Source organism: Hyalangium gracile (genome assembly GCF_020103725.1).
Lineage (GTDB): Bacteria > Myxococcota > Myxococcia > Myxococcales > Myxococcaceae > Hyalangium > Hyalangium gracile.
Map to the genome: position 1 here is coordinate 83,111 of NZ_JAHXBG010000032.1, position 25,169 is coordinate 108,279.

Consider the following 25,169-nt stretch of genomic DNA (forward strand, 5'->3'; position numbering starts at 1 on the left):
GAAGAGACATGCGGCGTAGCGAAGACATGGACCTGGCGCGCCGGGCCCTGCGAGGGCGGGACCTGGTGGTGTTCTCCAACGATTGGGACGGGGATCCGCTGTCCAAGGTCCACATCATGCGGATCCTCTCGAGGGACAACCGCGTGCTGTGGGTGAACAGCATCGGCAACCGCGCGCCGAAGGCGAACGCGCACGATCTCCAGCGCATCTGGAGGAAGCTGTCCTCGTTCACCGAGGGCATCCGCGAGGTGGAGCCCAACCTCTTCGTGCTGGCGCCGCTGGCCATCCCGTTCTACGGCTCGGAGGTGGTGCGGACCACGAACCGGGAGCTCTTGCGGCTCCAGGTCAAGCGGGCGATGAAGCAGCTGAACTTCAAGCGGCCCATCTCGTGGTCCTTCCTGCCGGCCTCGGCGCCGGTGTCGGGCACGCTGGGCGAGGAGTTCGTCGTCTACCACTGCGTGGACGAGTTCTCCGCGTTCAGCGACACCAACGGCAAGCACATCGCGGAGCTGGAGGAGCGGCTGCTGCGCAAGGCGAACCTGGTCATCACCTCGGCCGAGCGCCTGCGCGAGAACAAGGCGAAGGTGAACCCGAACACCGTGCTGGTGCGGCACGGCGTGGACTACCAGCACTTCGTGAAGGCGTGTGACGAGGCCACGCAGGTTCCCGAGGACATCGCGAAGCTGCCCGGGCCCATCATCGGCTTCTTCGGGCTGATGGCGGACTGGGTGGATCAGGAGGCGATGATCGCCACGGCGAAGGCGCATCCGGAGGGCTCGGTCGTCGTCATCGGCAAGGTGGCGCCCGACTGCGACGTCTCGGCGATGAAGGCGGTGCCGAACATCCACTTCCTGGGGCGCAAGCCGTACGCGAGCCTGCCGGGCTACTGCCGCGCGTTCGACGTGGCGCTGATGCCCTTCAAGGTGAACGAGCTGACGCTCAACGCCAACCCGCTGAAGGTGCGCGAGTACCTGGCCGCGGGGCTCCCGGTGGTGTCCACGGACATCCCCGAGGTGCGCAAGGTGGGGCTGTGCAAGCTGGCCACCTCGACGGAGGACTTCGTGCGCAAGGTGGACGAGTGCCTCGCCGAGGGCGCGGGCCCCAGCCGCGAGCGCGCCGAGCGCATCTTCCACGAGAGCTGGGATGCGCGCGTCGAGGAGATCCGCGGCCACGTGGGCGAGGCCATGGTCCGGCTGGGCCGCGGCCTGTAGCACGGCGCCGGAGAGTGAGGCTCAGGCGGTGTCGGCGGATGCGCGGCCGATGATGACGGCTTCGAGCCGCGCGTACCGTGCCGCCACGCGGGCGTAGTCCTTGGGGGAGAGGGTGGGCGCGTCCAGCGCCCGCATCAGCTCCGTGCGAGCCTCGAGGTAGTGCGCGGCGGGGATGCCGCAGCGCTGCTCCAGCAGTCGGGCGGCTTCCTCCTCGGAGAGCACGAGGGGGATGCCCAGCCGATCCTGCATGAGCTGGCGCAGGTGCCGGGCCAGCTCGGTCAGCAGCTCGCGCTCCACCTTCGCCCGGCGCGCGAGCCAGCCCATGGACTGCACGTACTCGAGCGACGAGCGGTGCCGCTCCGGCAGCTGGGGCCTGGGCGCTCCGAAGCGGGTGCCCCGCGCGACCACGTAGAGCCCACCCACCGCCAGACACTGGAGCGCGAACACCCAGAGGCCTCGAGACAGGGGCGGGGGTGGCGCCGCCGCGTGGTGGAACTCGTCGAAGAGCATGAGGCCTCGGGCGGCCAGGGCGTCCCAGAAGCGCAGGTTGTCGAGCAGCTCGAGCCGACGGTTCTCCGCGAGGTCCGCTCCCGCGGCCACGTACACCTCGCCCTGGCCCATGCCGAGCCGCCAGAGCGTCACGCTGCTGCCCAGGCCCGCGAGGGGCACGGCCTCCGGCAAGCCCACGATGACGCCCCGGTCCCGAGAGACGCGCAAGCGGCCCAGGCCTCGCGCGGCGCCCGCGGGCAGCCAGAACCCCACGGTGCTTCCTCCGAGATCCTGCTCTCCCTGGGGAAGTCCGAACCCGTCCGCGGGCACCCAGGGGCCTTGCTCCAGCTTCAGCCAGTCCTCCAGCGCGGGCTGGCCCGGCTCCTTCTCACGGGAGGACAGGAAGACGAGCGTCCCTCCAGCGCGGACGAAGCGCTCCAGCGCATCCACCTCCTCGGAGGACACGGCCCGGGCGTGAGGGGCGGCGATGACGACGGTCCGGGTGCCCGAGGGCAGGGCTTCGAGGGACTCGCGATGCACGCCGACGGAGGCTCCGCCTTCCTCCATATAGAGGTAGAGGGCGCGCAGCCCGAGAGGGCCGGGATTGTCCACGGAGGGGATCGTGGACTCCGGGGGGGCTTCGTGGGCCGCCAGTCCCAGCGCCGCCGCGATGGCGATGAGCACCCCGAAGAAGAGGAAGGTCCGCAGGTTCTTCATGCCACCCCTCCTGGAGGAGGAGAGGCCTGCAGGCGCTCCACGTCCGCGATGAAGCGCGCGGCCTCCTCGGGAGGTACGGGAGTCAGCGAGTAGAAGGTGCGGTCGTACCAGCGCACCAGCCGCTCCACCTCCTGGACGAGCGGGGCCGGCGCCCCACGGCCGGGCAGCTCGGCGGCGAGCTCCCGGTTCGTCTTCACGCGGTCGGGGCGGGCGAGCTGGCGCTCTTCCAAGGTGGAGAGCAGGGCCAGCAGTCCCTGGCGGATGGCCTCACGAGGAGTCGAGGCGAGCGCCTCCCGTGCGCGCCGCAGGTGCTCACCCGGCGAGTCGAGCTCGAGCGGAGCCGCGGCTCCTGGCGAGCCGAGGGCCTGAGGCTCGGTGGGACGGCGCCAGCGTCGGAACCGCAGCGCTGCCCAGAGCACCACGGCGAGGGCCAGACCCAGCATCACCGCGCGCGTGGCGATGGCGAAGCTCTGGGCGCCCCGGGACTGGAAGAAGGTGCTGAGCCAGGCGTCGAGCTGGCGCATGAGCCGCTGCAGCAGATCGGTGTTGCGCTTGCGAGCCTGGGAGAACTCGGGGCGATCGAGGATGGCCCGGAGCCGGTCCGTGTCGCTCGAGGGAGGGAGCGCCTGGACGCGCGTCGCCGCTTCCTGGAGCTCACAGGCCGCGCGCAGTCGGGTCACCACGTCACGGGCGAGCTGCTCCGCGGGGAGCTCTCCGGGCGGGCGCAGCGGGAGGCCTCCCGCGCGAGACTCGATGCCCTCCACGACGACGGCCAGCTCGGCGGGGCGGTCCTTCGCGGTCTCCTCGAGGAGCTGGACGTTCGCCTCCAGGTCCGCGCACGGCACCGAGGCGAGGAGCAGGGGAAGGGCGAGGGTCAGCACGCGTCGCTCACGGGAGAGGGGGGCCCATCAAGGCGCGGGTCGGAGGGAGTCGAGGCGGCGTCCCAGGTCCAGCCCTTCCCGGCGCATGCGCATGTCCAGGTAGAACATGGCGGAGAAGACGAGGGCCAGGGGCGTGAAGATGGACTGGCCGAACACCTGGAACAGCTCCACGGGGACGAGGAGCGCCTGGGGGATGGGATTGGTGGCTGCGGCGGAAGGGTCGGTCAGCTGGCCGTAGGCGGCGCGGACGATCCAGGTGGGCAGGCTGAAGATCAGGCTCACGGCGATGACGATGCCGGACAGGGCGGTGAAGAGGATCATGGCGCGGACCTTCACGCGGCCCATGAAGCCGGGAGCCACCCGGCCCGAGATGAGCGCGCCCGAGCGCCGGAAGGCCGCGACAGCCGAGAGGTCCTCCATGGCGAACACGGGCGCCAGCAGGGAGAAGCGCAGGAAGTACCAGAGGAGCGCGGCCAGTCCACCGAGGCTGCTCAGGAGCATGCCGCCGATGAAGAGCACGATGCCGAGGACTCCGGCGCCGGTGCTGGCGTTTATTCCCAGGACGGCTCCCAGCCCGAGCAGGACGCCTCCCGGGAGCACCAGCAGCAGGGTGATGGCGATACCCCAGAGCAGGGACAGGCCGTAGGCGCCGGTGAAGGCACCCAGTCGGGCCAGGCCTCGGCGCAGCCCATCCGCCGGGCGGGCGGACTCGCCGAGCTGCACGGGCACGACGTACCGGGTGATGACGAGGGTGGCGAGCCAGTAGCTCCAGATGAGGACGAGCCAGAGGGCGGAGAGGGACACCATCATCGTGGCGAAATCCCCGAACACGCTCGTGGGATCCGCCTCGATCCGGGCCTGGATCGCCTTGCTGCCCTGCATGAGGGAGTTGGTGCGCTCGAGGAAGAGCGTGATGCCCTTGGCGATGATGTAGTTGACCAGCTCGAAGCCGAGGCAGAGCACGAAGAGCGGCCGGAGGTGGGCCCGCCAGAAGGTGGCGGAGCGGTCGATCAGCTCGCCGAGAGCGAGTGGGCGCAGGTCCTTGATGCCGGAGGGGGGGCTCACAGGCGGGGCAGCATACCGCGTCTCACCCCCGCTCCTGGCGGAAGAGAGGGGCAGGTCGCAGCAGGGCGCGGGCCACGGCGGCGGGGTCCTCGGCCTCGAGGACGGCGGAGATGACCGCGAACCCATGGGCGCCCGGCAGCAGGGAGGCCCGCTCCGGGGTGATGCCTCCGAGCGCCAGGGCCGGGCAGGGCACGGACGCGGCCAGCGCCTGGAAGCCCTCCGGACCCAGCTGGGGACGGGTGTCTCCGGGCTTCGAGCCCGGGGCATACACGGGGCTCACCAGCGCCAGGTCGGCCCCGCGAGCGAGCAGGGCCTCGTCCCGGTCATGGACGGCGACGCTGACCAGACGTCCGGCGGGGAGGTGAGGGCGCACGTCCGCCACCGTGGGGCCATGGGCGGGAAGGTGCAGGTGCGCGCCGACCAGGAGCGCCACATCCAGCCGTCCGTTGACGAAGAGCGGGTTGCCGCGCGCCCGGCACAGCTCCGCGAGCCACCGAGCCTCTTCCAGGAAGGCGCGCGCGGGAGCGTCGGGGTGACGGTGCTGGACGGCGACCTCGGGCCCGGCCTCCAGCGCGCGCTCCAGGGCCGAGAGCAGCCGAGCCCGGGGAAGCCGCCAGTCGGTGATGACGACCAGCCGGGGCAGGGCGGACACTACTCGACGAGCCCCTCGATGGGGCTGGAGGCGCTGCCGTAGGCCTTGCGGGGGATGCGGCCCGCGAGGAAGGCGTCGCGGCCGGCCTCCACGGCCTTGCGCATGGCCACTGCCATGCGGACCGGATCCTTCGCGCCGGCGATGGCGGTATTCATGAGGATGGCGTCCACGCCCAGCTCCATGGCGATCGCCGCGTCCGAGGCCGTCCCCACGCCCGCGTCGACGATGACGGGGACCTTCACGAGCTCGCGGATGAGGCGGATGTTGTGGGGGTTGCGGATGCCCAGGCCCGAGCCGATGGGAGCAGCCAGCGGCATCACGGCCGCGCAGCCCAGGTCCTCCAGCTTGCGCGCGGTGATGGGATCGTCGGTGGTGTAGGGCAGGACGGTGAAGCCCTCCTTCACGAGGATGCGCGCGGCCTTCAGCGTCTCCTCGACGTCGGGGTAGAGGGTCTTCTCGTCGCCGAGCACCTCGAGCTTCACCCACTTGCTCATGCCCAGCTCCTCGGCGAGCCGGCAGGTGCGCACCGCATCGTCGGCGGTGTAGCAGAGGGCGGTGTTGGGCAGCAGGCGCATGCGCGAGGTGTCGATCCAGTTCATCAGCGACGCCTCGCCGCGCGCGCTCAGGTCCAGCCGCCGGACGGCCACGGTGACCATCTCGGCGCCGGAGGCCTCGTGGCAGCGCTTCATCACCTCATGGCTGGGGTACTTGCCGGTGCCGACGATGAGGCGGGACTGGAAGGTGACTCCCGCCAGGGTGAAGGGGGTGTCCTGGGTGCTCATGTGTTCTCCTACCCGCCGCCTACGAAGGTGACGATCTCCACGCGATCCTGGGGCTGGAGGCGGTGCTCGGCGTGGCGGGCCCTGCGGACCACCTCGGCGTTCACCTCCACCGCGACGCCCGGGCCTCCGGCGATGCGCAGCAGCTCCAGCAGGGCCGAGAGGGTCGTCCCCTCTGGCACCTCACGCACTTCTCCGTTGACCCATACCTCCACGGCCGGTCGCTCCTTGCCTGGATGCCGACGCACTACAAGTGCTCTCCCTCGCTGTCAACGCACACGGACCTGCTGCGGCGGGGGAAGGGCCCGCTATACTCGCTCGCATGCTCACTGCGACCCGCCAGCTCGCCGCTTCCGTCCTGGCGTTGACGATTGCCCTGCCAGCGGCGGCGGATGACCTGAAACCCGCCGTTCCCATGCAGGAGGCGAAGTCCGCGCCTGGGGCGAAGTCCGCGCCCGCGAAGTCCGCTCCCGAGCCGAAGGCGGCTCCGGCCAGGCCCGCTCCCGAGGCCAGGGCGGCCCCGGCGAAGCCCGCCGCGGAGGCAAAGCCAGCGCCCGCGAAGCCCGCCGCGGAGTCCAGGCCCGCCACGGCCTCGGCGTCCGAGCCGGCCTCGGTGCCCGCCGGAGCGCTTGATGCCCCCGCGCGGAATGAGCCCTTCATCCACGGTCACCGCTACGCCTATGTCGCGGGCGGCGTCCTGTTGCTGGGCGGCGTGGGGTTCGGCTACTTCTCTCGGGGAGAGGCGAAGCGGGCGGAGAGCCTCGAGACGGCGCGCGAGTCGCAGGCGGCGCTGAGCCGGTCGCGCACCGCCGCGGCCACCTCGAACCTGATGTATGGGATGGCGGGCCTGACGATCGCCTATGGACTGTTGCTGGAGGTCCTCCCGGAACCCGCCGCGGATGCGGCGAGCCTCACCTACCACTTCTGAAGAGGGCGCGTGGACGCAAGGTTGAAAGGTGGCTTCCTCACGCTCGCGGCGGTGTTGACGGCCGCGGGCTGCATCATCTCCCAGGACGAGGTCGCGGGGAGCGCATGCTCGCTCAACGCCGACTGCCCCGAGGCGTATGCCTGCGTGGGGCCGGAGGGCCAGCGCTTCTGCGAGGTCATCTATCCTCCGCCGACGGTGACGCCGGACGCGGGCACGCCGGATGCGGGCGTGGTGCCCACGTACTGCCAGGACGTCCAGCCCATCCTGGCGGCCACGTGCGTCGCGGGGTGCCACGGGGCGGAGACCGGAGGCAGTGGGCGGACCGACTTCCGCCTGGACTACTACGAGCCTGAAGGAAGCGGCCCCAAAGGAGCCAAGGACATGGCGGCCCGGATCAAGGTTCGCGCCTTCGATCTGCGGACCATGCCGCCGATGGGCAACCCGGCCCCCACGGATGCCGAGCGCGCGGTGCTGGGGCGCTGGGTGGCGGGCGGGGCACCCTTCTGTGATGGGGGCACTCCCTGATGTGGAGGGCAACCGAGCCAGCCATGAAAAGAGCCGTCTTCAGTGTGTGTGTCTCCGCCACGGTGGTGGTGGTGGGCTGCGTCGTGTCGGTGAGCGACTTCGCGGGCAAGAGCTGCGAGATCGCCGAGGACTGTCCGGACCCGTACGTGTGTGTCGCGGCGCGCCCCGGCGCCGGGCGCACGTGCGAGGCGCTGGGCCTGCCGGGCACCACGGATGGGGGAGGGCCCGCTCCGGGGCCGGTTCCCACCTGGTGCGCGGATGTGCAGCCGCTGCTCACCAACTACTGCCTGGCGAGCTGCCACGGCGCCGTGCAGACCGGCAGTGGTCGGACGGACTTCCGCCTGGACAACTACGAGACCGTCGGGAGCATCAAGGGAGCCCGGGAGATGGCGTCCCGCCTCGAGGTGCGTGTCGTGAGGTTCAAGGACATGCCCCCTCAGGGCAACCCCGCCCCCTCCGCCGAGGAGCGCGAGCTCATCGGGCAGTGGGCCCTGGGTGGCACGCCGCTCTGCAATGATGGCGCAGACGGCGGAACCCCCGCGGATGGGGGCACGGACGGCGGCAGGTAGCGGCGCCGTCAACCCCTCGGTGAGTACGAGCTGCCTTCTCGGGGCTCGGCTGCCCGGCTGCTGCCCCTAGGGCGGCCCGCGGGCCGTGCCAAGCGCTGTTCAGGTACAGCCCGGACACCCACTTTCTGCCCAACCGCCGGGGACCTTGTTCCCTGGTCAGGTAACGAAAGGAGAGGTGTATGCGAAAGCTCATGGTGGCGGTGGCGGCAGTGGCGGGGCTGGCTCTCACAGCGGGCTGCAAGCAGAACCCGAGGGAGGAGCGCCGCGAGCTCGCCGAGGTCCAGCAGGACGCCCAGCAGGAGGTCGCCGAGGCCCAGCGGGAGGCCAGTGAGGAGCGGGCCGACATCCAGCGGGAAGAGCAGGAGGAGATCGCCGACGCCCAGCGTGACGTGGCGCAGGCCCAGCGGGATGTGGCCGAGGCAGACCGGGAGCGTGCCGAGGATCTGCGTGACGACAGCGCGGCCACCGCGGCCGTCAACGACACCGTCATGGGCAGGGTGCGCTCCACCACGGGCGACTCGCTCGTGCTGGTGGTCCCCAACCAGAACAACACCGAGCTGAAGCTCAAGACGGATGACAAGACCCGCGTCACCCAGAACAGCCAGGTGGTGGAGCTGGACGACTTCAAGGAGGGCACCGAGGTGCGCGCCTCCTACGTGGCGGATGGGGAGGACCTGGTCGCCCGCGACGTGGTCATCATCTCCCCCGTGAAGGAGAAGTAGGCTCCCGAAGGCAGGGCCCGTTGAGGGGCTCTGGGGACGGCTCCCGCTCCGGCGGGGGCCGTTTCTCTTTGTACGGCGCGGAGTTCGCCGCGGGGCCGGGTGGGTAGGGGAGGCAATGTCTGCCCCCCTTGGTAGGGTGACGACCCATGAGGTTGTTCATGCCATCCCTACCTGGAAGCAAGGTTGAAGCGCGCGATGGTGCGCTTTCTGGTAGGATGCGCGACGCCCAACCTATAAGGTTGGATTGCTCTCCCCGCCGTCACACGCGCGGCCATTCGCGTGCCCACCCCAAGGAGTGCACGAGATGTCTTCACCCCCTGAGCGTCCTACGTCCAAACCCGTCATCCTCTTTTCGTCCGGTGCCACCTCTTACGAACTCGTCCGGTACCTCGGCTCCAGCAGCACTGGAGAGGTGCTGCTCGCGCGCCGCCGCTACGCGGAAGTCCTCGGCGCCCCCGTGATCATCAAGCGCCTGCAGGAACCCGCCGACGCCGTCGCGCGCGCTCGGCTCCTGGAGGAATTCAAGCTCATCATCCAGCTCAACCACCCGTGCATCGCCCAGGTGTTCCTGGTGCGCATGCATGAGGGCTCACCCTATGTCGTCATGGAGCACGTGGACGGCATCTCCCTGGAGTCCCTGCTCAACTTCTCGGCCATGCGGCGCGTGCCCCTCTCCGAGGAGTTCGCCGCCTACGTCGTGGCCGAGGTGGCGGATGCGCTGTTCCACGCGCATACGCTGTGTGACTCGCAGGGCCGGCCGCTGGGCATCATCCACCGCGACGTCAGCCCTCGGAACATCCACATCGGCACCCGGGGGCACGTCAAGCTCACGGACTTCTCCGTCGCCTACTCGACGATGGAGGGCCGGCTGTCCACGGTGGGGCCTCTGCTCAAGGGGGACATTGCCTACTCCTCCCCGGAGTACCTCATGCTCCAGCCGCTGGATGCCCGCTCCGACCTCTTCTCCCTGGGGGTGGTGCTGCTGGAACTGGTGACGGGCCGGCACCTGCTGGATCTGCCGGAGGTGGAAGAGGCCATGCTGCTCGCGGGGCCTCCCAGCACCGTCCAGGCCGCCCTGGAGAGCGAGGAGCAGAGCTGGGTCCCCGCTCCCCAGATGGCCATGCGCATGGAGCGCTTCCGCAGCGAGCACGTGGAGCGTGCCACCCAGACGCTCTCCGCGCCCATGCGGGCCATCGTCACTCGCGCGCTCCAGAGAGAGCCCCCCGAGCGCTTCCAGTCCGGCAAGGAGCTGCGGGATGAGCTCTGGTCCTTCCTGGGCGGCCAGGGACGCTGCTTCGGCCACCGGGAAGCGGAGCGAGAGATCTCCCGGGTACGGGGCGAGGCCGTGCGGCGCGGCAGTGGCGCCGAGATCCCCGAAGAGGAGTCTTCCAGCAACACTCCTGACGGCGGCTCGCGCAAGCCTCGTCCCTGAGGTGCTGGCATGACGGGGGGCGCCCTCTCGGTGTGAGGGGGCGCTCCCTGGCCCCGTGGGCAGTGTTGGCGGGAGGCGTGCCCGGCACGGACGGCTTGTCCTCCAAGCCATGAGGCCCGAGACTGCCGGGCATGAGCGACGTGAACGAACTCCACCGGCGCTGGTGCATCGCGGATGGCCATGCGGACTCGCTCATGTGGAACCGCGATCTCTGTGAGCGCTCCACGCAAGGGCACGTGGACTTCCCCCGGCTGCGCGAGGCGGGGGTGAAGCTCCAGTGCTTCACCATCGTCACCCGGGGGTTCCCCTTCATTGGCGGCTTCCCGGTGTTCGCGGCGTGGCGTGGCTGGCCTCGGGAGGCGCGCTCGAGCGAGTGGCACCGCGCGCTGTGGCAGGTCCAGCAGCTCGAGGCGTTCTGCCGCCGCTCCGAGGGCCAGGTGCGCATCACCACCACCGCCGCCCTGCTGGAGGAGCACCTGGCCCAGGGGCAGCTGTCCGCCATCCTCGGCGTGGAGGGGGGACATGCCATCGAGGGGCGCGTGGAGCGGCTCGCGGAGCTGCACCAGCGGGGGGTGCGCTTCATGGGGCTCACCCACCTCTCCAACAACGAGCTGGGCGGCTCCTCCTTTCCGATGATGGGCAACCGCGGCCTCACCCCCCTGGGCCATCAGGTGGTGGAGGAGATGGCCCGCGTGGGCCTGAGCGTGGATGTGGCCCATGCCTCCGAGCGCACGCTGGAGCAGCTGTTTGCCTACCCCTCCGTGCGCTTCTTCTCCTCGCACACGGGCGTGCGCGGCGCCGGGGGAGGGTGGCGCAACCTCTCGGATGAGTCGCTGCGCCGCATCGCCGACCGAGGGGGCGTGGTGGGCATCATCCTCGCCCCCATCTACCTGGGCGGGGACACCCTGGAGGACGTCGCCCGGCATGTCGAGCACGCCCTCAACGTCATGGGCGAGGACGGGGTGGGGATCGGCTCGGACTATGACGGGATGGTGGCGCTGCCCAAGGGCTTCCGGGACGTGACGGATCTGCCCCGTCTCACCGAGGTGTTACTGCGCCGCTTCCCCGAGCCCCTCGTGGAGCGGATCCTCGGGGGCAACTTCCGGCGGTTCTTCCGGGAGACGCTCGGCGGTTGACCGGCCCCGTGAGGCCCGGGATAGTCGGCGCCTGCATGAACCGCTTCTCTCTGCTCCTTCCTCTGGTGGGCTTCTTCTTCCTCTCCGGCTGTGGTGGCCCGGACGCCGGCGACTCGTGCGAGACCAGCGGCTACGTCTGCCGTGACGAGAAGCAGGCCCTGGAGTGCCGCCAGGGCGTGTGGCGTGCCCTGCCTTGCAGGGGCTCGCTGGGCTGTCAGGAGGCCAGCGGCAGCATCCGCTGCGACACCACCGCCAACGTCGCGGGAGACAACTGCGCGCTCAGCGCCGAGGGCCGGGGCCTCTGCCGCGCCGATGGCCTGGCTACCCTGGAGTGCCGCATGGGCGTGCTCGTGGAGACGGAGTCCTGTCTCGCCTGCTCCCAGTCCGGCTCCCAGGTTGTCTGCCAGAAGTAACTTCTCCCCGCCGGCCCGCCTGGGCGCCCGAGCCCGGCGGTTGGCAGGCTGATTGCCTGTGCCTACCTTGCCCCTGGCTGTGGGGGTGGGCATGGCGGGTTGGGGGTTTTGGGGGTTGGGGGCCGTGGCATGGCTGTCGGCAAGTGGGCCTGGGGAAGAGCTCCGTCCGCGGCACGAGGAGCGCAGGAGCGTCGAGCGGCCGCAGGTCCGACAGGCCGCCGCGGTCCTCCCGGCAACGTTGTCGGCTGAACAGCGCGTGAGGTTCGTGAGTGCGCCCGAGCCCCGCGCGCGTGAGGCCTCCCTTCAGGGGGATCCTTCCTGGCGCAAGGGCCGGCCCGCCAGTCCCGGCGAGCTGCACGTGAGCTCCTCCACCCAGGCCGCGCGGCCCGGCGAGCACATCTCCGTGGAGGTCTCCGCTCGGGAGTCCGCGGTGGTGCGTGCCGAGGTCTTCCGCCTGGGCGTCTACGGAGGCTCGGGCGCCGCCAAGGTGTGGAGCAGCGAGCCGATCACCGTGTCCGCTCAGGCTCGGTGCGCGCGCGCCGCGTGTCCCGCGCGGCAGTCCTTCTCCTTCGAGATCTCCCGGGACTGGGAGCCCGGCCTCTACCTGGTGAAGGTGACGCGCCTGGACGGGCTCCGGAGCTTCACCTCGCTCGTGGTGAAGGAGCGCCCGCCCGAGGAGCCTCGCTCCTGACGCTCAGCTCGGGATGGAGCCCAGGAAGCTGTCGAGCACCTGGTTGAAGCGCTCGGGCTGCTCCTGGTTCGGCAGGTGCCCGGCGTCGGGGATGATCTCCAGCCGGGCGCCGGAGATGAGGTCCGCCATCTGCTTCGCCTTCTCGAGCGGAGTGACGGCATCGCGCTCGCCCACCACCACCAGCGCCGGCCCCGCGTAGCGCGCGAGGATGTCCTTGCTGTCCGGCCGCAGGGCCATGCCTCGCTGGGCCGCCGCCACCGCCTGGGGCGCCGCCGCCCGCATCATCGCGGCGACCTCGCGGCCCACGGGGGAGTCCGGGCCCGCCGCCACCAGCTTGGGCAGCAGCGTCTGCACCACTGGCTCCAAGCCCTTGTCCAGGGCCTCCTTCGCCGAGGCCTCGCGCCGGGCCCGGCCCGCCTCGTCGTCCGCGGTGGCCTGCGTGTCCACCAGCACCAGCCCACGTACGCGCCCGGCATCCTCGCGCAGCAGCGCCATGGCCGCGTACCCGCCCATGGACACCCCGCCCACCACCGCCGAGTCGATCTTCAGCGCGTCCAGCAGCGCCAGCGCGTCCCGGGCAATCCGCTCCATCGTCGTGGGCCCCTCGCCCAGCCGGCTTTGCCCGAAGCCCCGGTGGTCCGGGAGGATGAAGCGGTAGCGGCCCGACAGCGCCTTCACCTGCGCGTCGAACGCCGAGCCGTTCAGCGGGAACGCATGGAGCAGCAGCACGGGCGGCCCCTGGCCCTCGTCACGGTAGTGCAGCGGGACGCCGTCCACGGTCACGGTCAGCATGGCTCCTCCCGGGAAGCTCAGATCCACTGCTTGTGTCTGAACCAGAAGATCAGGGCAATGGGGAACGCCACGATCATCGCCCACATGGCGTAGTAGAAGCCCGTGCCCGACAGCGCATCGAAGTTCTGTCCGAAGAACCCCACGATGAACGACAGCGGCAGGAAGATCGTCGCGAAGATGGTGAGCTGCTTGGTGATGTCGTTCGTCTTGTTGGCCACCATGGACAGGTAGCCGTCCATCGCGTTGCCCAGGATGTCTCGGCCGCTGTCGATCTGCTCGTACAGCCGGACGAGGTGATCGTAGACGTCTCGGAAGTACAGCGTCGTCTTCTCCTGGATGTTGGGGATGCCCCGGCGCGACATCAGCCCCACCACGTCCCGCTGCGGCGAGAGCACCCGCCGGAACGTCACCAGCATCCGCTTCAGCTCGAAGATGCGCTGCAGGTGGTGCTTCTCCGCGTGCTCGAAGATGGCCACCTCCAGGTCCTCCAGCTCGTCGGCGAAGGTGTCCAGGATCGGAAACTGCTTGTCGATCAGCGTGTCCGCCAGCAGGTAGAGGATGAAGTCCGCGCCTCGCTCGAGCGTCGCGCGCGGCTCGTTCTCCACCCGACGGCGCACTTCATCGTGCGCGTCGAAGGGCAGCTCGTGGACGCTGATCAGCCAGTCGGGCCCGAGGAAGAAGTGATGTTCCTGTAGGGTCAGGTCGCAGATGTCCTTCGAGGCGGTGAAGCCCTGGAGGACGATGAACTGGTGGTTGGGGTACTCCTCCAGCTTGGGGCGCTGATCCAGGTGGAGGCAGTCCTCGATGGCCAGCTTGTGCAGCGAGAAGCGCTCGCCGAGCTTCATCAGCTCCGGCTCGTTGGGGGCGAGCACGTCGATCCACTTGATTCCAGGCTTATCGAGAAGTTCCTCGCCACCTGTGAGGACGCGACCTTCGTGCAGGACACAGACCTGAATTTTCATGAGTGGAACTCACAATGCTGAGAGCGCGACACGTGGTGGATTGCTAGAACCAACCGGCTGAGAAGTCGAGAACCCAGCGACCTCGGATCTGTCTAGAGTGACCCCGTGTCCGCCGATACCCCACCCCCCGTGATTGTCTCTCCGAGGCTCGAGCAGATCCTCCAGACACTGCCGGATCCGGCGTTCGCCGGTCGGCTCAGGAAGGCGTACATCGCCGCCGCGCAGGCCATCGCGAGGCTCAGCGACATGGACCTGGTGAAGTACGAGACGGACTCCACCGAGTCGGGCGCCGACCTGTCCCTGTGGGAGGAGATGGCTCCCGTCATCCGGGACACGGTGGTGGACGTCAACACGCTGCTCAACGTCATCCGCGAGCAGTTCTCCGGACCGCTGCCCGCGGGAGGAGCGGACGGGTTCCAGGCCAAGGCCCGAGAGGCGTCATCCGCGCTGCAGGAGTCGATGGCCCAGATGGCCCAGCAGATCACCCAGCTGGGCGAGGCCATGCGCAACCCCTCCGTGGTGTCGGACCGCTGGACGTTGCTGGCCGAGATCCAGCGCTTCCGTTCCTCCTTCCGAGAGCAGATCAGCAACCTCGTCTACACCTCCATCACCGCCTTCGTGGATGTGGCCCGGAAGGAGGTCGTCCCCGGCTACGAGGCCGAGGTGAAGGCGTCGATGACGGTGCGGGCCATCGTGGCCGACCTGGGGCGCATCCTCTCCGCGCGACTGGCCAAGGTGCGTGACGCCGGGCCCGCGGAGCTGCAGGCCAACGCCCAGCAGCTCCAGAACGAGATGGATGCCTTCGGCCGGACGGCTGCCTACCGGGGCCTGCGCGCCCAGGACAAGCGGCACTTCATCGAGCTGCGCGGCAAGGTGGGGCCCCTGGCGGCCATGGCCGCTCCGCCGAAGGAGGAGCTGCTCTCCGCGGTGGAGGCGCTGGATGGGCTCGTGCGCGGGCTGGCCTCGGTGAACCAGCGGCAGGTGCTCATCATCAATGACCGCGAGGTATGGGCCGCCTGTGGGGTGCGCCTGGAGCGGGCCATGGGCCTGGTGGACTCGGATCCGGCCACCGCCGCGCGGCTGCTCGCCGAGGCCGCCGCCATCGGGCAGTCGCTCTATGGGCGCGAGTCGAACATGGACGCCTTCCTGCGCAAGGCCCGCAAGGCGCCGCTGGCCAGCCTCACCGGCCCGGAGCTGCGCGCCACGCTGGAGAACCTGCAGGGCCTGCTGGCCAACCTGGGGGTGACGTGAGGCGGTCGCCTCGTAGCAGCGCGGTGGGCAAGGGCGTGCGAGCCACGGGGCCTCGGCCTCTGCGTGAGGCGGAGCTGTCCCGCGTGGAGAGCGTCTTCACGGACGTGGACGGCACGCTCACCACGGGCCACAAGCTGCGCAGCCAGACGATCCGTGCGCTCGAGAGCCTGTCCGAGGCGGGCCTGCGGGTGGTGCTCGTCAGCGGCCGCCCGGCGGGGTGGGGCGAGGCCTGGGCGCGCACGCTCCCGGTGGCGGGTGTCATCGTGGAGAACGGCGGCCTGTGCTTCGTGCGCGGAGCCCAGGGCGCGCTGCGCCGGGTGTACGCGGAGACGCCAGCGGAGCGAGCCGCCAACCGCAAGCGCCTGCGCTCGGAGGTGCTCCGGGTGCTGGGCAAGGTGCCGGGCGCTCGGCTGTCCTCGGACAGTGCGTACACCGAGGTGGATCTGGCCATCGACTACAACGAGGAGGCCCGGCTGGGAGACGCGGCGGCGGGCCGCATCGAGTCGCTGCTGCGCGCGCGGGGCGTGACGGCGGTGCGCTCCTCGGTGCACGTCAACTGCTGGCTCGGGCGCTTCGACAAGCTGTCCATGTCGCGGCGCTTCGCCCAGGTGGCGTGGCGCGAGCGGCTGACGCCCGAGGATGGCCGCTCCGTCTACGCCGGGGATTCTTTCAACGACGCCCCGATGTTCCAGGCATTTGCCCTCAGTGTGGGCGTGGCCAACGTGCGCGGCGTGCTGGACCGCATCGAGGCGCCGCCGGCCTTCATCACCCGTGCCGCCGAGGGGCAGGGCTTCGAGGAGCTGGCTCGCGCCATCCTCGTCCAGCGCCGCCGCCGCCCGGCTCTCCAGGAGTGACTCGTGAACGTCGTGAAGCTCGAGCTGGCCCGCGGACTGGGCCGCCACCTGCGCGCAGGCCACCCGTGGGTGTTCCGCAAGGCGCTGGAGCAGGTGCCGAAGATCCCCGCCGGCAGCGTGGTGGACCTCACCGAGAACGGGAAGTTCGTCGCGCGTGGCTACTTCGATCCGCACTCGGCCATCGCTGTGCGCGTGCTCACGCGCGAGCCGCGGGAGACCATCGACGCGGACTTCATCACCCGGCGGGTGAGGCAGGCGCTCGCCGCGCGGAGGGGCCTCATCGACCTCACCGACACGGACAGCTTCCGCCTCCTCCATGGCGAGGGGGACGGCCTGCCGGGCGTGGTGGCGGACCTCTACGCGGGCCACGTGGTGCTCAAGCTGTACTCGGCGGGCCTCACGCCCTACCGGCACCTCATCGTGGAGGCGTTCAAGGCGGCGCTCCCCGAGCTCAAGGGCATCATCGGCCGGGATGAGGTGGCTCGGGACGACGTGGAGGAGGATGACGGCCGGGGCTCGGGGCGGATGCTCTACGGGCCGGATGCGCCGGAGCTCATCCCCATCCGCGAGCGGGGCGCCATCTTCCTCGTGGACGCATGGCGCGGGCAGAAGACGGGCTTCTTCCTGGACCAGCGGGAGAACCGCTTCCTCATCCGCCGGCTGGCGAAGGACCGGGACGTGCTCAACTGCTTCTGCTTCAGCGGAGGCTTCTCGGTGAACGCGGCGCTGGGTGGGGCCAGGAGCGTCTTCTCGGTGGACCTGGATCCAGACGCCATCGCGCTGGCCCGAGAGAACTTCACGCGCAACGGGCTGCCGGCGGAGAAGTACGACTTCCTCGCCGCGGACGTCTTCAAGATCATCCAGTCCTTCAAGGACGAGGGCCGCACGTTCGATCTGATCATCCTGGACCCGCCCGCCTTCGCGAAGAGCCAGCGCGCGGTGCAGGCTGCGATCGACGGGTACGCCTCGCTCAACCGGCAGGCGCTCGCGCTGCTGCGGCCCGGAGGGTTGCTGGCCACGGCCTCGTGCTCGGCGCGCGTCAGCCCCGACGACTTCATGGGCGCGGTGCGCGAGGCGGGCTTCAAGGCCGGCGTGGACCTGGCGCTCGTGGAGGAGCGCTACCAGCCGCCGGATCACCCGGTCCGCCTGCAGTTCCCCGAGGGCAAGTACCTCAAGTTCTACGTGCTCGCCTCCGTGTGAGCCCGCGAGCCCCGGGAGCGGGGGAGTTGCCTCCACCCGCTCACGCCGGGCACCTCAGCCCTGCTCGAGCTCCTCGGGGTGGAAGACGCGCGAGGCCACGCGGTCCAGCACCTCGTCGCTCCACCTGAGGCTGGCCTTCATCAGCTTCTTCATGTCCTTGCCGAAGGCGCGCTCGTCGGGCACCTGCGTATAGGTCCGGCTGAGGTACAGGCCGCGGTTCTCGGTCTCGTACGTCACCGTACCGCCGCCGGTGTCCGTGCCTTCCTTCTCCTCGGCCTGGAAGGTCTCCAGCACGCCCGGCTTCGGCGGATCATGGAACTTGTACACGAGGGCGCTGCACTCCAGCGCCTGCGTGTCCTCGTGCCACTCGAAGTAGAGCTGCGCCCCGCCCATGATGAGGCCGCCGAAGCCCTCCTCGTTCAGCCCCTCGCTCTGCAGCGAGCCATGGGGCCGGACGAAGGACTGCACCAGGCGCTTGGCGCCCTCCCGGGTCATCGGAGCACCCGGGGGGGAGGCGGGAGCCAGGCCACCCACCCACGACATCAGCAGGCCTGCCAGGCCACTTCGAGGAGCGGTCGCCATCTCAGTTGTTGAAGTTACCGGCCCGGGCCTGATCGAACGGCACGCGGTGCTTCAGGTACACGGACTCGAAGCCGTGCGCCGCGATGGGGTTGAGCTTGAAGTCGTTGAAGCGGTGCACCACCGAGTTCTTGCCGCCGTCCGTCAGCGGGTTCCAGCCCGTGGGGCCCAGGCCGAAGGCGTCGGGCACCGGGTCGCCGCGGTTGACGTAGTGCACGTAGTTGGGGCCGTCCGGGTACGTCATGGCCGCCGCGCCGAACGTCTCCACGTTCAGCTTGCTCATGGCCTTCTGAGCGTCGGCCTTGGACATCCCATCTTCCAAGCGGAGCCTGTCGTACACGTGGCCGAGCGCGCGGCTGGTGATGAGGCCTCCCTGGCTGTGCGCCATCACGTGCACCGAGCGGCCCGCCTTGATCTCCTTGTAGAGCGTGTCGGCCAGCGTATCCACGGCCGGGTTGGTGCCCTTGTCCAGCTTGTCCTTCACGCACTGGACCAGGTCCGCCGCCATGCCCTCGGTGGCGTTGTGGATGCCCACCACCTTGGCGCCCGTCGTCTCCGCGATGGACTCCAGGCTGCTGTACTGGGCGTCCTTCGGGGTGTTGATGCCGTTGACGTAGACGATCGTCTCGGAGGGGTTCGGGTTGTTCTTCGGGGTGACGCCGGGGACGTCCTTCAGCGCGGTGCCAGGGGGGAACGTCTTGCCGCCGGCGCCCAGGAACTGCCCGTCATACACGCGGTCCGGCTGGTTGCCGCCGCCGAACAGGCCCTGCACCGCCTTGGCGCCGCCAACGGCCTTGGCCTCGAAGCCGTCCACCACGTTGTGGATCTTCTGGCCCGCGTCGGCAGCGACGTCCTGCACCTTGTCCACCGTCTTGGCGACGGCGTTCTCCACCTTGTTGACGGCCTTCTCGGCGCCGGTGCGCACGTTGTTGATAAGGTTCCGGCCACGCTCGATGGGGTTCATTTGGGGACTCCGTAAATTCGTGAGGGTGTGCTGCCTTTGGAGGGAATTGTCGTACCTGGAGGAAAAAAGTTGCGTCACTACGGTGACGCGGCGCGTCGAGCGGCCTAGTTCTTGAAGACCTTCGAGGCCACGCGGTCCAGCACCTCGTCGCTCCACTTGAGGCTGGCCTTCATGAGCTTCTTCATGTCCTCGATGAAGGCGGTGTGCGGAGGCGCCTGGGTATAGGTGCGGCTGAGGAAGAGGGACTTGTTCTCGGTCTCGTAGTCCACCTTGCCGCCGCCGGTGTCCGTGCCCGCCTTCTCCTCCTGCTGGAAGCCCTCGATGATGCCGGGCTTGGGGTTGTCCTTGAACTTGTAGATGAGCGCGCTGCACTCGAGCGCCTGCTCCTTGTCGTGCCACTCGAAGTAGAGCTGGGCGCCTTCGACCGCGACGCCGCCAAAGCCTTGAGGGTTGAGGCCGGGGCTGTCGGGATTGCCAGTAGCTGCCAGTAACGCCTGCGCCAGGCGCTGCGCTTCATCTCGCATCATAGGGGGCTGGATCTCCGGGCGGGGGAAAACGAGGCCAACCAGCCTAGCAGACCTGGGAGCAAAGAGGCCCCCACTTCGCCTCGGGAGCGCTCCGCCCGCGGGGGAAATTCCCGCCGCCTCGGGGCCGCCTTTCCGGATCATTCCTGGATCATTTTGCGATCAGGAATGGCGATTTTGCTGAATCTCCGTTCAGCGAGTCGAAAGGGACCCGCCTGCTGAAGTCGGCAGGGCTGCACTGGGGAGGAAGTTCCTGTCCACGGGTGCGGCCACCGGGGCGGGCGAGGATTAAGGTCACCGCGCATGGTCACCAAAGGGCAGTTCCTCGAGCGCCCGACGCTCATTCCCGTCGGCCGTGAGGTGATGGAGGGCACGGCGCACCGGGGCGTGAAGCGGCCGCCGCTGCTGGTGCTCGCGCCTCGGCCCGAGGAGGGCGGGGGCATGGATCACGTCGTCGCGGCGGAGCTGGTGTGGGCCGCGGCCACCGCTGGCTTTCCCACCCTGAGGTTCAACTACCGGGGCGTGGGCGGGAGCCAGGGCTCGCGAGGCACGGGCGAGGCGCTCGTGGAGGATGCCGAGGCCGCCATGCGCGTGCTGATGGAGAACGCGCAGAGCTCCAGCCTCGTGGTGGCCTCGCTGCATGGCGGTGCCCAGGTGGCGCTGGCGCTGCAGGCCCGGCACCCGGCCGTCGGCGGCGTGTGCCTGGTGGCGCCCGCGGATGTGGAACTGGCGGAGCTGACGCGGCTGAGCCGCTCGTTGCTCGTGGTGGTGGGGGAGGAGGACAAGCGCCTGTCCCGCGCGGCCCTGGCAGCGGCGGTGGGTGAGGCGCCGCGAGGAGAGCTGGAGGTGATCGATGACGCAGGCCCGAATTTCCACAGGAATCTCCCGCAGGTGGGCCGGTTCCTGTCCGCGTGGATGAAGCGGGTGTCGGGCGAGTGACCGATGCCGCGCAAGCCATCAAACTTCTTGAGGTTTCTCAATACGGGTGCGCTTGCCGGCCAGCCATCCGGTCGAACAGACTGCAAGGCAGACCCAATCGATTCGCCGTTCGTTCGTATGGGCCTGTTGAGGAAGTACCCCGTTTCCTGAGGAGTGCCGATGATGCGAAGGATCCTGGCAAACGCGGTGGTAGCGCTCGCGGTGGTGGCAGCCGCGGCCTGCTCTTCCGAGAGCAAGGCTCCGGTCTCTCCCGAGGCGAGCCAGTCGGCCCCGACGCTGGACCTCGCGGAGGCGGAGGTGGTGCCGGGCGGCATCGTGGTGGACTTCAAGGACGGGACCACCAAGGAAGAGTTCGACGCCTGGGAGGACGCGTGGGGCGTGGACCTCGAGTTCAACTCGGTGGAGAGCCATGACGACGGCCTCACCGTGGCGGTGGGCGTGGATGACGTGGAGGGCGTGCTGGAGGCCATCCGTCAGAACCCCGCCGTCGAGTCCGCCGAGCCGCTGCTGGCCTACCGCGCCAGCTTCACGCCGAACGATCCGGACTACGGCAAGCAGTGGAACCTCAAGATGATCGACATGCCCAAGGCCTGGGACAGCAGCAAGGGCAAGGGCGTGGTGGTGGCGGTGCTGGACACGGGCATCGCCTACGAGGACTACGACGACTTCAAGCAGGTGCCGGACCTGAAGGGCGTGAAGTTCACCCAGGGCTACGACTTCGTGAACGACGACGAGCACGCCAATGACGACCACGGGCACGGCACGCACGTGGCGGGCACCATCGCCCAGGCGACCAACAACGGCGAGGGCGTGGCGGGCGTGGCCTTCGAGGCGACGCTGATGCCGGTGAAGGTGCTCAACCACTTCGGCAGCGGCACCTCGGCGGACATCGTGGACGCCATCCGCTTCGCCGCGGACAAGGGCGCCAAGGTGATCAACATGTCGCTGGGCGGCGGCGGCTACTCGAAGGCCATGGCCGACGCGGTGGAGTACGCGCGCAAGAAGGGCGTGACGGTGGTGGCGGCGGCGGGTAACGCCTCGCGGCCCCGTGTGGAGTTCCCCGCGGCGTACCCGGGCGCGGTGGCGGTGTCCGCCGTGGGCCCGGATGGCACGCGCGCTCCGTACTCCTCCTACGGCAAGGAGCTGGACATCGCCGGCCCCGGGGGTGACAAGCGCAAGGGCGACCAGAACGGCATCATCCAGAACACGATCGATCCCCGGGACGTGTCCCGCTCCGTGTACGCCTCGTACCAGGGCACCAGCATGGCCACCCCGCACGTGGCGGCGGTGGCGGCGCTCCTGTACGCGGCGGGCGCCAGCGGCCCGGACGAGGTGGAGAAGGCGCTCTTTGCTGGCGCCAGGCGTGTCAACGGCCAGGCCTGGAGCGAGGAGTACGGCCATGGCCTGCTCAACGCGCAGGCCTCCCTGGAGGCGCTGGGTGGCGTCGGTGGGCAGTGGCCCCCGCTCTGGTGGGCGCTGGCGCTGCTGGCGCTGGTGCTGCTGACGCTGGGCCGGCGCGCGCGGCCGGGCTTCTTCAACATCCTCCTCACCCCCAGCTTCCTGGTGCCGCTGCTGCTGGCGACGGTGGGCGTGTTCTTCGCCCGCTCGATCTTCGGCGGGGCCTCGGGCGCGGCGGGGGACGTGGTGAACGCGGTGTCGCTGCCCATCCCCGACTGGGAGCGCATCATCTTCGGTCGCGGCAAGCTGGCCAACCCGCTCTTCTACAGCGCGATCATCCCGACGGTGCTGTCGATCTTCGCCATCAAGTTCCGCGGGCTGCGTCCGGCCATCGGCGGTCTGGCGCTGGGCTTCGCGGGCTTCCTGGCCTACGCCGCCTGGTCCAAGGCGCCCGGCCTGGCGTACATGCCCTTCACCTTCCTGGCGATGCCGTGGCTGGTGGTGAACGCGCTCATCTGCGTCGTCATCGGCCGCGCCATGCTCAAGAAGGAGACGGTATGAAGCTGAGCGGGCGCATCGCCTTCCGGGACATCGAGACAGGCGTGTGGGTGCTGGAGGGCGATGACGGCCGCACCTATCAGCTCGCCGGCGGAGATCGGAAGATCAAGAAGGACGGTCAGCGGGTCGAAGTCGAGGGCAACGTCGACAACGACGCGGTGACCCTGCACATGGTGGGGCCCGTCCTCACCGTGGCCTCCTACAAGTTCCTGTAGCCCCAAGCCGACCGTGCTCGGACAGAGCCCTCCTGGCGGAGCCCTCCGCCGGAGGGCTCACTGCTTTTCGGGAGTCGGCTCTTCCGAAGCCTGCCGGGCCTGGCGGGCGCGCTCCTCCTCGTAGACTTCGATTGGGAGGCGTCCGCCGCGGACCTCATCCCGCATGCGCAGCAGCTCCGCGCGCTCGGCCTGCTGCGCCTCCGAGGCGTCCTTGGGCAGCTTGGGCAGGCGGTGCTGCATGTCGACGAAGCTCAAGTGGATGCCTCGGCTGTCCAGCAGCACCAGGGCGCCCACGGAGAGCGTGGCGGCCAGCATCCACGGCAGTATCAGCCGCGCCAGGGACGGAGCGGGCAGGGTGACGGTGGGTAGCTCCTTCCTGGGCCCCCACAGCACCGGGAACCAGCGCGCCAGCGTCAGCATGCCACCCATGAGCACCAGTCCACCAGCCGAGAGGAGGAGGACGAGCTTGAGCGGGGGCTGCTCGTCCGTGCCCTCCGCCCCCATCTGCCGCGCCGCGAGGAACAGGGCCGAGGACACCACGTTGTTGGCCGAGTGGGCCATGATCCCGGGCCACAGCGAGCCCGTGTAGAGCCTCAGCGCGCCGAACAGCACCCCCAGCTCCACCCGAGCCACGAAGCCCACGGGATCCATGTGGAACGCGCTGAACACCACGGCGGTGACCACCACGGCGCTCACCCGGGAGAGCGAGGTGGCCAGCAGGCCCCGCTGGAAGACGCCTCGGAAGAAGAACTCCTCGCAGACGGGGGCGGCCACGGAGACGCCGGCGAGCATGACGGCCAGCTCCAGCGAGTTCTGCCCCTCGAAGATGCGGCTGCTGTCGAACATGTCCCGCAGCCACTGCGGCGCCACCGACTGCGCGGCGTACTGGATGGGGATCACGAAGGCGAAGAAGTTGATCACCCCCAGCCCGAAGCCGAAAGCCGCGGGCGCGAGCGCCACGGACCGGGCGCCGGAGAAGCCCAGGGGCTCGTAGTGGGCGGCGCGCAGCAGGACCCAGGGGACGCCCAGGAAGATGAAGATCTCCGTGAACCAGATGCCGAAGGCCGCGTTGAGCAGCTGGGTGGCGCCTCCGAGCGTGAGGAAGAGCCCCAGCCCGAGCGCGACGCCGATCACGGCCATGATCAGGGGGCTGAGGGGCGGAGGAGGCGGCTCGGCGGGGGGGCTGGGGGTGGAATCTTCCACCGGGATCTCCTGAGTCACGAAAAAAGCTGAGCGAAAACCGTGAAGCGTCCGAGTCGCATATCCCTATAATGCCGGCACTTTGAGGTTCTTCCTGGATCGAGCGCAGCGGAGCATGAGGATGGCCGCGCATACCCCCCGGGCCGCGGCTCTGGCGTTGGTGTTGCTGGCTTCGGGATCGGCATCAGCAGCGGCAGTCCAGATCGAGGCGCGCACGGAGGCTCAGGCGTACCAGATCCGCGCCTGGCGTGGCACCACGCCAGACGACGTGGTGTTGCTGCCACGACGGCGGATCGTCCAGTACCTGGGGCTCAACGCCTTCGAGTTGGTCACCGGACAGGATCTGGGCTTCGAGTCCAGCCTGCGCATCTTCGCGGACCTGGGGTTGCCGAAAGGCGAGGCCGAGAAGGTGGACGGCCTGCGGACCGAGGACGCGGACATCATGTACGCGTACGCCCGGTACTCCACCGGCGGCTTCGAGGGCCGGCTGGGGCGCCAGCTCTACGTCGACTCGATGGACATCATGTCCTTCGACGGCCTGCGCCTGCGGTACATGTCCCGCTTCGGCGTGGGCGTGGAGGCCTACGGCGGCCTGTGGGTGAAGGGCGCGGGCATCCTCGGCTCGTCGGTATACCAGCCGGACGGGACGCGCGAGAGCGACTCCCGGCGCCTGGATGCGGGTGTGGTGGGCGCCGACGAGAGCCTGGACGCCATGGAGCCCCTGTACGGCGCCAAGCTGCTGGTGGGCGATCTGAAGGGCTTCAGCGGCTCGCTCGGCTACCGCAAGGCCATGGTGGCCGGGAAGACGGACCTGGAGCGCGCCGGGCTGGAGTTCCGCTACGCGCGCGGGCTCGGCGTGAGCGCGCTGGCGGGCCTGGACTTCGACATGTTGCAGATGAAGCCGGCGCAGCTGCGCGCGCAGGTCCGCCTGGACCGGGAAGTGTTCGCCGTGACGGCCGAGGCCCTGCGCTTCACGCCGGTCTTCTCCTCGGACTCCATCTGGTACTACTTCGCGTACGCCCCGCGCGACGAGGCCCGCCTGCGCGCGGACTTCTACCCGGTGGGCCCGCTGCGCTACTACGTCCAGGCGCTGGCCAGCCTGTACCACACCAACCTCAACAGCACTCTGAGCATCGCGGATGACGTGGACGGTGAGGGCGCGCCTGCCTCGACCAACCTGGGCGGCGCCGTGGGTGCGTCGCTGCGGCGGGGCAACCTGCGCTCGGGGCTGGACGTGACGTACCGGACCGGCTTCGGCGGAGACCAGCTCTGGGTGGATCTCACCGGCGGCTACAGCTTCGACCGGGGGCTGTTCGATCTGGATGCCCGGCTGTCCGTGGCGCACGTGGATGACGCGTTCAACGAGCAGCTGCGCGGCACCTTCTTCGGAGCGCAGGTGTGGGGCAGCCGGGCCCTGAGCCAGGCCGCCCGCGTCTCCCTGGTGCTCGAGCAGAACGTGAATCCGTTCTCTCGCTCGGACACCAAGGTCTTCTTCCTCTTCGATCTCAAGGCGAACCTCTAAG

At 69.7% G+C, this 25,169-nt stretch carries 28 protein-coding genes; 16 read left to right on the plus strand and 12 right to left on the minus strand.

The window, feature by feature from the left end:
- The first annotated feature begins 8 nt into the window (after nucleotides 1-8).
- Nucleotides 9-1,211: a spore coat polysaccharide biosynthesis glycosyltransferase ExoP gene (gene exoP, locus KY572_RS40835; protein WP_224249161.1), complete on the plus strand. Its 1,203-nt coding sequence runs from the start codon at nucleotides 9-11 to the stop codon at nucleotides 1,209-1,211.
- Between the two features lie 21 nt (nucleotides 1,212-1,232).
- Here exoP and KY572_RS40840 read toward each other — a convergent pair whose 3' ends face one another.
- The 6 genes from KY572_RS40840 to thiS are packed head-to-tail and all read right to left on the minus strand — an operon-like array spanning nucleotide 1,233 to nucleotide 6,009.
- Complete coding sequence (locus KY572_RS40840) at nucleotides 1,233-2,417, minus strand: DUF4350 domain-containing protein (protein ID WP_224249162.1); 1,185 nt, start codon at nucleotides 2,415-2,417, stop codon at nucleotides 1,233-1,235.
- The gene (locus KY572_RS40845) at nucleotides 2,414-3,298 is read right to left on the minus strand and encodes a DUF4129 domain-containing protein (protein WP_224249163.1); all 885 of its coding nucleotides are present in this window, start codon (nucleotides 3,296-3,298) and stop codon (nucleotides 2,414-2,416) included. The genes KY572_RS40840 and KY572_RS40845 overlap by 4 nt, the downstream gene beginning before the upstream one ends.
- Nucleotides 3,299-3,325: 27 nt before the next feature.
- Complete coding sequence (locus tag KY572_RS40850) at nucleotides 3,326-4,363, minus strand: hypothetical protein (RefSeq protein WP_224249164.1); 1,038 nt, start codon at nucleotides 4,361-4,363, stop codon at nucleotides 3,326-3,328.
- Between the two features lie 22 nt (nucleotides 4,364-4,385).
- A complete protein-coding gene (locus tag KY572_RS40855; protein ID WP_224249165.1) occupies nucleotides 4,386-5,015 on the minus strand; it encodes a thiamine phosphate synthase in 630 nt (209 codons plus the stop codon).
- Nucleotides 5,015-5,797, minus strand: coding sequence for a thiazole synthase (locus KY572_RS40860; RefSeq protein WP_224249166.1), 783 nt, complete (start codon nucleotides 5,795-5,797; stop codon nucleotides 5,015-5,017). The genes KY572_RS40855 and KY572_RS40860 overlap by 1 nt, the downstream gene beginning before the upstream one ends.
- 8 nt (nucleotides 5,798-5,805) lie before the next feature.
- Nucleotides 5,806-6,009 carry a sulfur carrier protein ThiS gene (gene thiS, locus KY572_RS40865; RefSeq protein WP_224249167.1) on the minus strand — a complete coding sequence of 68 codons (204 nt, stop codon included), beginning with the start codon at nucleotides 6,007-6,009 and terminating at the stop codon, nucleotides 5,806-5,808.
- Between the two features lie 107 nt (nucleotides 6,010-6,116).
- Here thiS and KY572_RS40870 point away from each other — a divergent pair, with 107 nt between their 5' ends.
- From KY572_RS40870 to KY572_RS40905, 8 genes are all read left to right on the plus strand, one after another.
- A complete protein-coding gene (locus KY572_RS40870; protein ID WP_224249168.1) occupies nucleotides 6,117-6,722 on the plus strand; it encodes a hypothetical protein in 606 nt (201 codons plus the stop codon).
- A gap of 9 nt (nucleotides 6,723-6,731) precedes the next feature.
- A complete protein-coding gene (locus KY572_RS40875; RefSeq protein WP_224249169.1) occupies nucleotides 6,732-7,247 on the plus strand; it encodes a hypothetical protein in 516 nt (171 codons plus the stop codon).
- Nucleotides 7,248-7,270: 23 nt separating this feature from the next.
- Nucleotides 7,271-7,816, plus strand: a complete 546-nt coding sequence (locus tag KY572_RS40880; protein WP_224249170.1) for a hypothetical protein — start codon at nucleotides 7,271-7,273, stop codon at nucleotides 7,814-7,816.
- A 179-nt stretch (nucleotides 7,817-7,995) separates the two neighbouring features.
- Nucleotides 7,996-8,538 carry an SPFH domain-containing protein gene (locus tag KY572_RS40885; RefSeq protein ID WP_224249171.1) on the plus strand — a complete coding sequence of 181 codons (543 nt, stop codon included), beginning with the start codon at nucleotides 7,996-7,998 and terminating at the stop codon, nucleotides 8,536-8,538.
- Nucleotides 8,539-8,842: 304 nt separating this feature from the next.
- Nucleotides 8,843-9,970 (plus strand): serine/threonine-protein kinase, encoded by a 1,128-nt coding sequence (locus KY572_RS40890; protein ID WP_224249172.1) that lies wholly within the window; start codon nucleotides 8,843-8,845, stop codon nucleotides 9,968-9,970.
- A gap of 131 nt (nucleotides 9,971-10,101) precedes the next feature.
- Nucleotides 10,102-11,106: a dipeptidase gene (locus tag KY572_RS40895; RefSeq protein WP_224249173.1), complete on the plus strand. Its 1,005-nt coding sequence runs from the start codon at nucleotides 10,102-10,104 to the stop codon at nucleotides 11,104-11,106.
- A gap of 35 nt (nucleotides 11,107-11,141) precedes the next feature.
- Nucleotides 11,142-11,519 (plus strand): hypothetical protein, encoded by a 378-nt coding sequence (locus KY572_RS40900; RefSeq protein WP_224249174.1) that lies wholly within the window; start codon nucleotides 11,142-11,144, stop codon nucleotides 11,517-11,519.
- A gap of 256 nt (nucleotides 11,520-11,775) precedes the next feature.
- Nucleotides 11,776-12,210, plus strand: coding sequence for a N,N-dimethylformamidase beta subunit family domain-containing protein (locus tag KY572_RS40905; RefSeq protein ID WP_224249175.1), 435 nt, complete (start codon nucleotides 11,776-11,778; stop codon nucleotides 12,208-12,210).
- A 3-nt stretch (nucleotides 12,211-12,213) separates the two neighbouring features.
- Here the strand turns inward: KY572_RS40905 and KY572_RS40910 are convergent, their stop codons facing one another.
- Complete coding sequence (locus tag KY572_RS40910) at nucleotides 12,214-13,002, minus strand: alpha/beta fold hydrolase (protein WP_224249176.1); 789 nt, start codon at nucleotides 13,000-13,002, stop codon at nucleotides 12,214-12,216.
- A gap of 17 nt (nucleotides 13,003-13,019) precedes the next feature.
- Nucleotides 13,020-13,964, minus strand: coding sequence for a magnesium/cobalt transporter CorA (gene corA / locus KY572_RS40915; protein ID WP_224249177.1), 945 nt, complete (start codon nucleotides 13,962-13,964; stop codon nucleotides 13,020-13,022).
- A gap of 105 nt (nucleotides 13,965-14,069) precedes the next feature.
- Between corA and KY572_RS40920 the strand changes: the two genes are divergently transcribed.
- From KY572_RS40920 to KY572_RS40930, 3 genes are read left to right on the plus strand one after another with little or no spacing between them, the layout of a single operon-like run.
- Nucleotides 14,070-15,215, plus strand: a complete 1,146-nt coding sequence (locus KY572_RS40920; protein ID WP_224249178.1) for a BAR domain-containing protein — start codon at nucleotides 14,070-14,072, stop codon at nucleotides 15,213-15,215.
- Nucleotides 15,212-16,069, plus strand: coding sequence for an HAD-IIB family hydrolase (locus KY572_RS40925; RefSeq protein ID WP_407660097.1), 858 nt, complete (start codon nucleotides 15,212-15,214; stop codon nucleotides 16,067-16,069). Before KY572_RS40920 ends, KY572_RS40925 begins: the two co-directional genes overlap by 4 nt.
- A 3-nt stretch (nucleotides 16,070-16,072) precedes the next feature.
- Nucleotides 16,073-17,269, plus strand: a complete 1,197-nt coding sequence (locus tag KY572_RS40930; RefSeq protein ID WP_224249179.1) for a class I SAM-dependent rRNA methyltransferase — start codon at nucleotides 16,073-16,075, stop codon at nucleotides 17,267-17,269.
- A gap of 54 nt (nucleotides 17,270-17,323) precedes the next feature.
- Here KY572_RS40930 and KY572_RS40935 read toward each other — a convergent pair whose 3' ends face one another.
- The 3 genes from KY572_RS40935 to KY572_RS40945 all read right to left on the minus strand — a co-directional run bounded on the left by KY572_RS40935 (nucleotide 17,324) and on the right by KY572_RS40945 (nucleotide 19,339).
- Complete coding sequence (locus tag KY572_RS40935) at nucleotides 17,324-17,764, minus strand: hypothetical protein (RefSeq protein WP_224249180.1); 441 nt, start codon at nucleotides 17,762-17,764, stop codon at nucleotides 17,324-17,326.
- A gap of 88 nt (nucleotides 17,765-17,852) precedes the next feature.
- Entirely contained in the window at nucleotides 17,853-18,812 is a 960-nt protein-coding gene (locus KY572_RS40940) for a putative lipase (RefSeq protein WP_224249181.1), read from the minus strand.
- 104 nt (nucleotides 18,813-18,916) lie between these two features.
- Nucleotides 18,917-19,339, minus strand: a complete 423-nt coding sequence (locus KY572_RS40945; RefSeq protein WP_224249182.1) for a hypothetical protein — start codon at nucleotides 19,337-19,339, stop codon at nucleotides 18,917-18,919.
- A 300-nt stretch (nucleotides 19,340-19,639) separates the two neighbouring features.
- On the opposite strand from KY572_RS40945, the gene KY572_RS40950 reads away from it, so the two are divergent.
- From KY572_RS40950 to KY572_RS40960, 3 genes are all read left to right on the plus strand, one after another.
- On the plus strand, nucleotides 19,640-20,275 hold the full coding sequence (locus KY572_RS40950; protein WP_224249183.1) for an alpha/beta hydrolase: 636 nt from the start codon (nucleotides 19,640-19,642) through the stop codon (nucleotides 20,273-20,275).
- 159 nt (nucleotides 20,276-20,434) lie between these two features.
- On the plus strand, nucleotides 20,435-22,234 hold the full coding sequence (locus KY572_RS40955) for a S8 family peptidase (RefSeq protein WP_407660098.1): 1,800 nt from the start codon (nucleotides 20,435-20,437) through the stop codon (nucleotides 22,232-22,234).
- Nucleotides 22,231-22,446, plus strand: coding sequence for a DUF5818 domain-containing protein (locus KY572_RS40960; protein WP_224249184.1), 216 nt, complete (start codon nucleotides 22,231-22,233; stop codon nucleotides 22,444-22,446). Before KY572_RS40955 ends, KY572_RS40960 begins: the two co-directional genes overlap by 4 nt.
- A 57-nt stretch (nucleotides 22,447-22,503) precedes the next feature.
- Here the strand turns inward: KY572_RS40960 and KY572_RS40965 are convergent, their stop codons facing one another.
- Complete coding sequence (locus KY572_RS40965; RefSeq protein WP_224249185.1) at nucleotides 22,504-23,649, minus strand: CPBP family intramembrane glutamic endopeptidase; 1,146 nt, start codon at nucleotides 23,647-23,649, stop codon at nucleotides 22,504-22,506.
- Between the two features lie 118 nt (nucleotides 23,650-23,767).
- On the opposite strand from KY572_RS40965, the gene KY572_RS40970 reads away from it, so the two are divergent.
- Nucleotides 23,768-25,168 (plus strand): hypothetical protein, encoded by a 1,401-nt coding sequence (locus tag KY572_RS40970; RefSeq protein WP_224249186.1) that lies wholly within the window; start codon nucleotides 23,768-23,770, stop codon nucleotides 25,166-25,168.
- Nucleotide 25,169: the final 1 nt, after the last annotated feature.

Excerpts from the sequence above, each read along its gene's own strand:
- exoP (WP_224249161.1), top strand. The coding sequence starts at position 9 with ATGCGGCGTAGCGAAGACATGGACCTGGCGCGCCGGGCCCTGCGAGGG.
- KY572_RS40840 (WP_224249162.1), bottom strand. The coding sequence starts at position 2,417 with ATGAAGAACCTGCGGACCTTCCTCTTCTTCGGGGTGCTCATCGCCATC.
- KY572_RS40860 (WP_224249166.1), bottom strand. The coding sequence starts at position 5,797 with ATGAGCACCCAGGACACCCCCTTCACCCTGGCGGGAGTCACCTTCCAG.
- KY572_RS40870 (WP_224249168.1), top strand. The coding sequence starts at position 6,117 with ATGCTCACTGCGACCCGCCAGCTCGCCGCTTCCGTCCTGGCGTTGACG.
- KY572_RS40880 (WP_224249170.1), top strand. The coding sequence starts at position 7,271 with ATGAAAAGAGCCGTCTTCAGTGTGTGTGTCTCCGCCACGGTGGTGGTG.
- KY572_RS40885 (WP_224249171.1), top strand. The coding sequence starts at position 7,996 with ATGCGAAAGCTCATGGTGGCGGTGGCGGCAGTGGCGGGGCTGGCTCTC.
- KY572_RS40890 (WP_224249172.1), top strand. The coding sequence starts at position 8,843 with ATGTCTTCACCCCCTGAGCGTCCTACGTCCAAACCCGTCATCCTCTTT.
- KY572_RS40895 (WP_224249173.1), top strand. The coding sequence starts at position 10,102 with ATGAGCGACGTGAACGAACTCCACCGGCGCTGGTGCATCGCGGATGGC.
- KY572_RS40900 (WP_224249174.1), top strand. The coding sequence starts at position 11,142 with ATGAACCGCTTCTCTCTGCTCCTTCCTCTGGTGGGCTTCTTCTTCCTC.
- KY572_RS40910 (WP_224249176.1), bottom strand. The coding sequence starts at position 13,002 with ATGCTGACCGTGACCGTGGACGGCGTCCCGCTGCACTACCGTGACGAG.
- corA (WP_224249177.1), bottom strand. The coding sequence starts at position 13,964 with ATGAAAATTCAGGTCTGTGTCCTGCACGAAGGTCGCGTCCTCACAGGT.
- KY572_RS40935 (WP_224249180.1), bottom strand. The coding sequence starts at position 17,764 with ATGACCCGGGAGGGCGCCAAGCGCCTGGTGCAGTCCTTCGTCCGGCCC.
- KY572_RS40940 (WP_224249181.1), bottom strand. The coding sequence starts at position 18,812 with ATGAACCCCATCGAGCGTGGCCGGAACCTTATCAACAACGTGCGCACC.
- KY572_RS40945 (WP_224249182.1), bottom strand. The coding sequence starts at position 19,339 with ATGATGCGAGATGAAGCGCAGCGCCTGGCGCAGGCGTTACTGGCAGCT.
- KY572_RS40950 (WP_224249183.1), top strand. The coding sequence starts at position 19,640 with ATGGTCACCAAAGGGCAGTTCCTCGAGCGCCCGACGCTCATTCCCGTC.
- KY572_RS40955 (WP_407660098.1), top strand. The coding sequence starts at position 20,435 with ATGATGCGAAGGATCCTGGCAAACGCGGTGGTAGCGCTCGCGGTGGTG.
- KY572_RS40960 (WP_224249184.1), top strand. The coding sequence starts at position 22,231 with ATGAAGCTGAGCGGGCGCATCGCCTTCCGGGACATCGAGACAGGCGTG.
- KY572_RS40970 (WP_224249186.1), top strand. The coding sequence starts at position 23,768 with ATGGCCGCGCATACCCCCCGGGCCGCGGCTCTGGCGTTGGTGTTGCTG.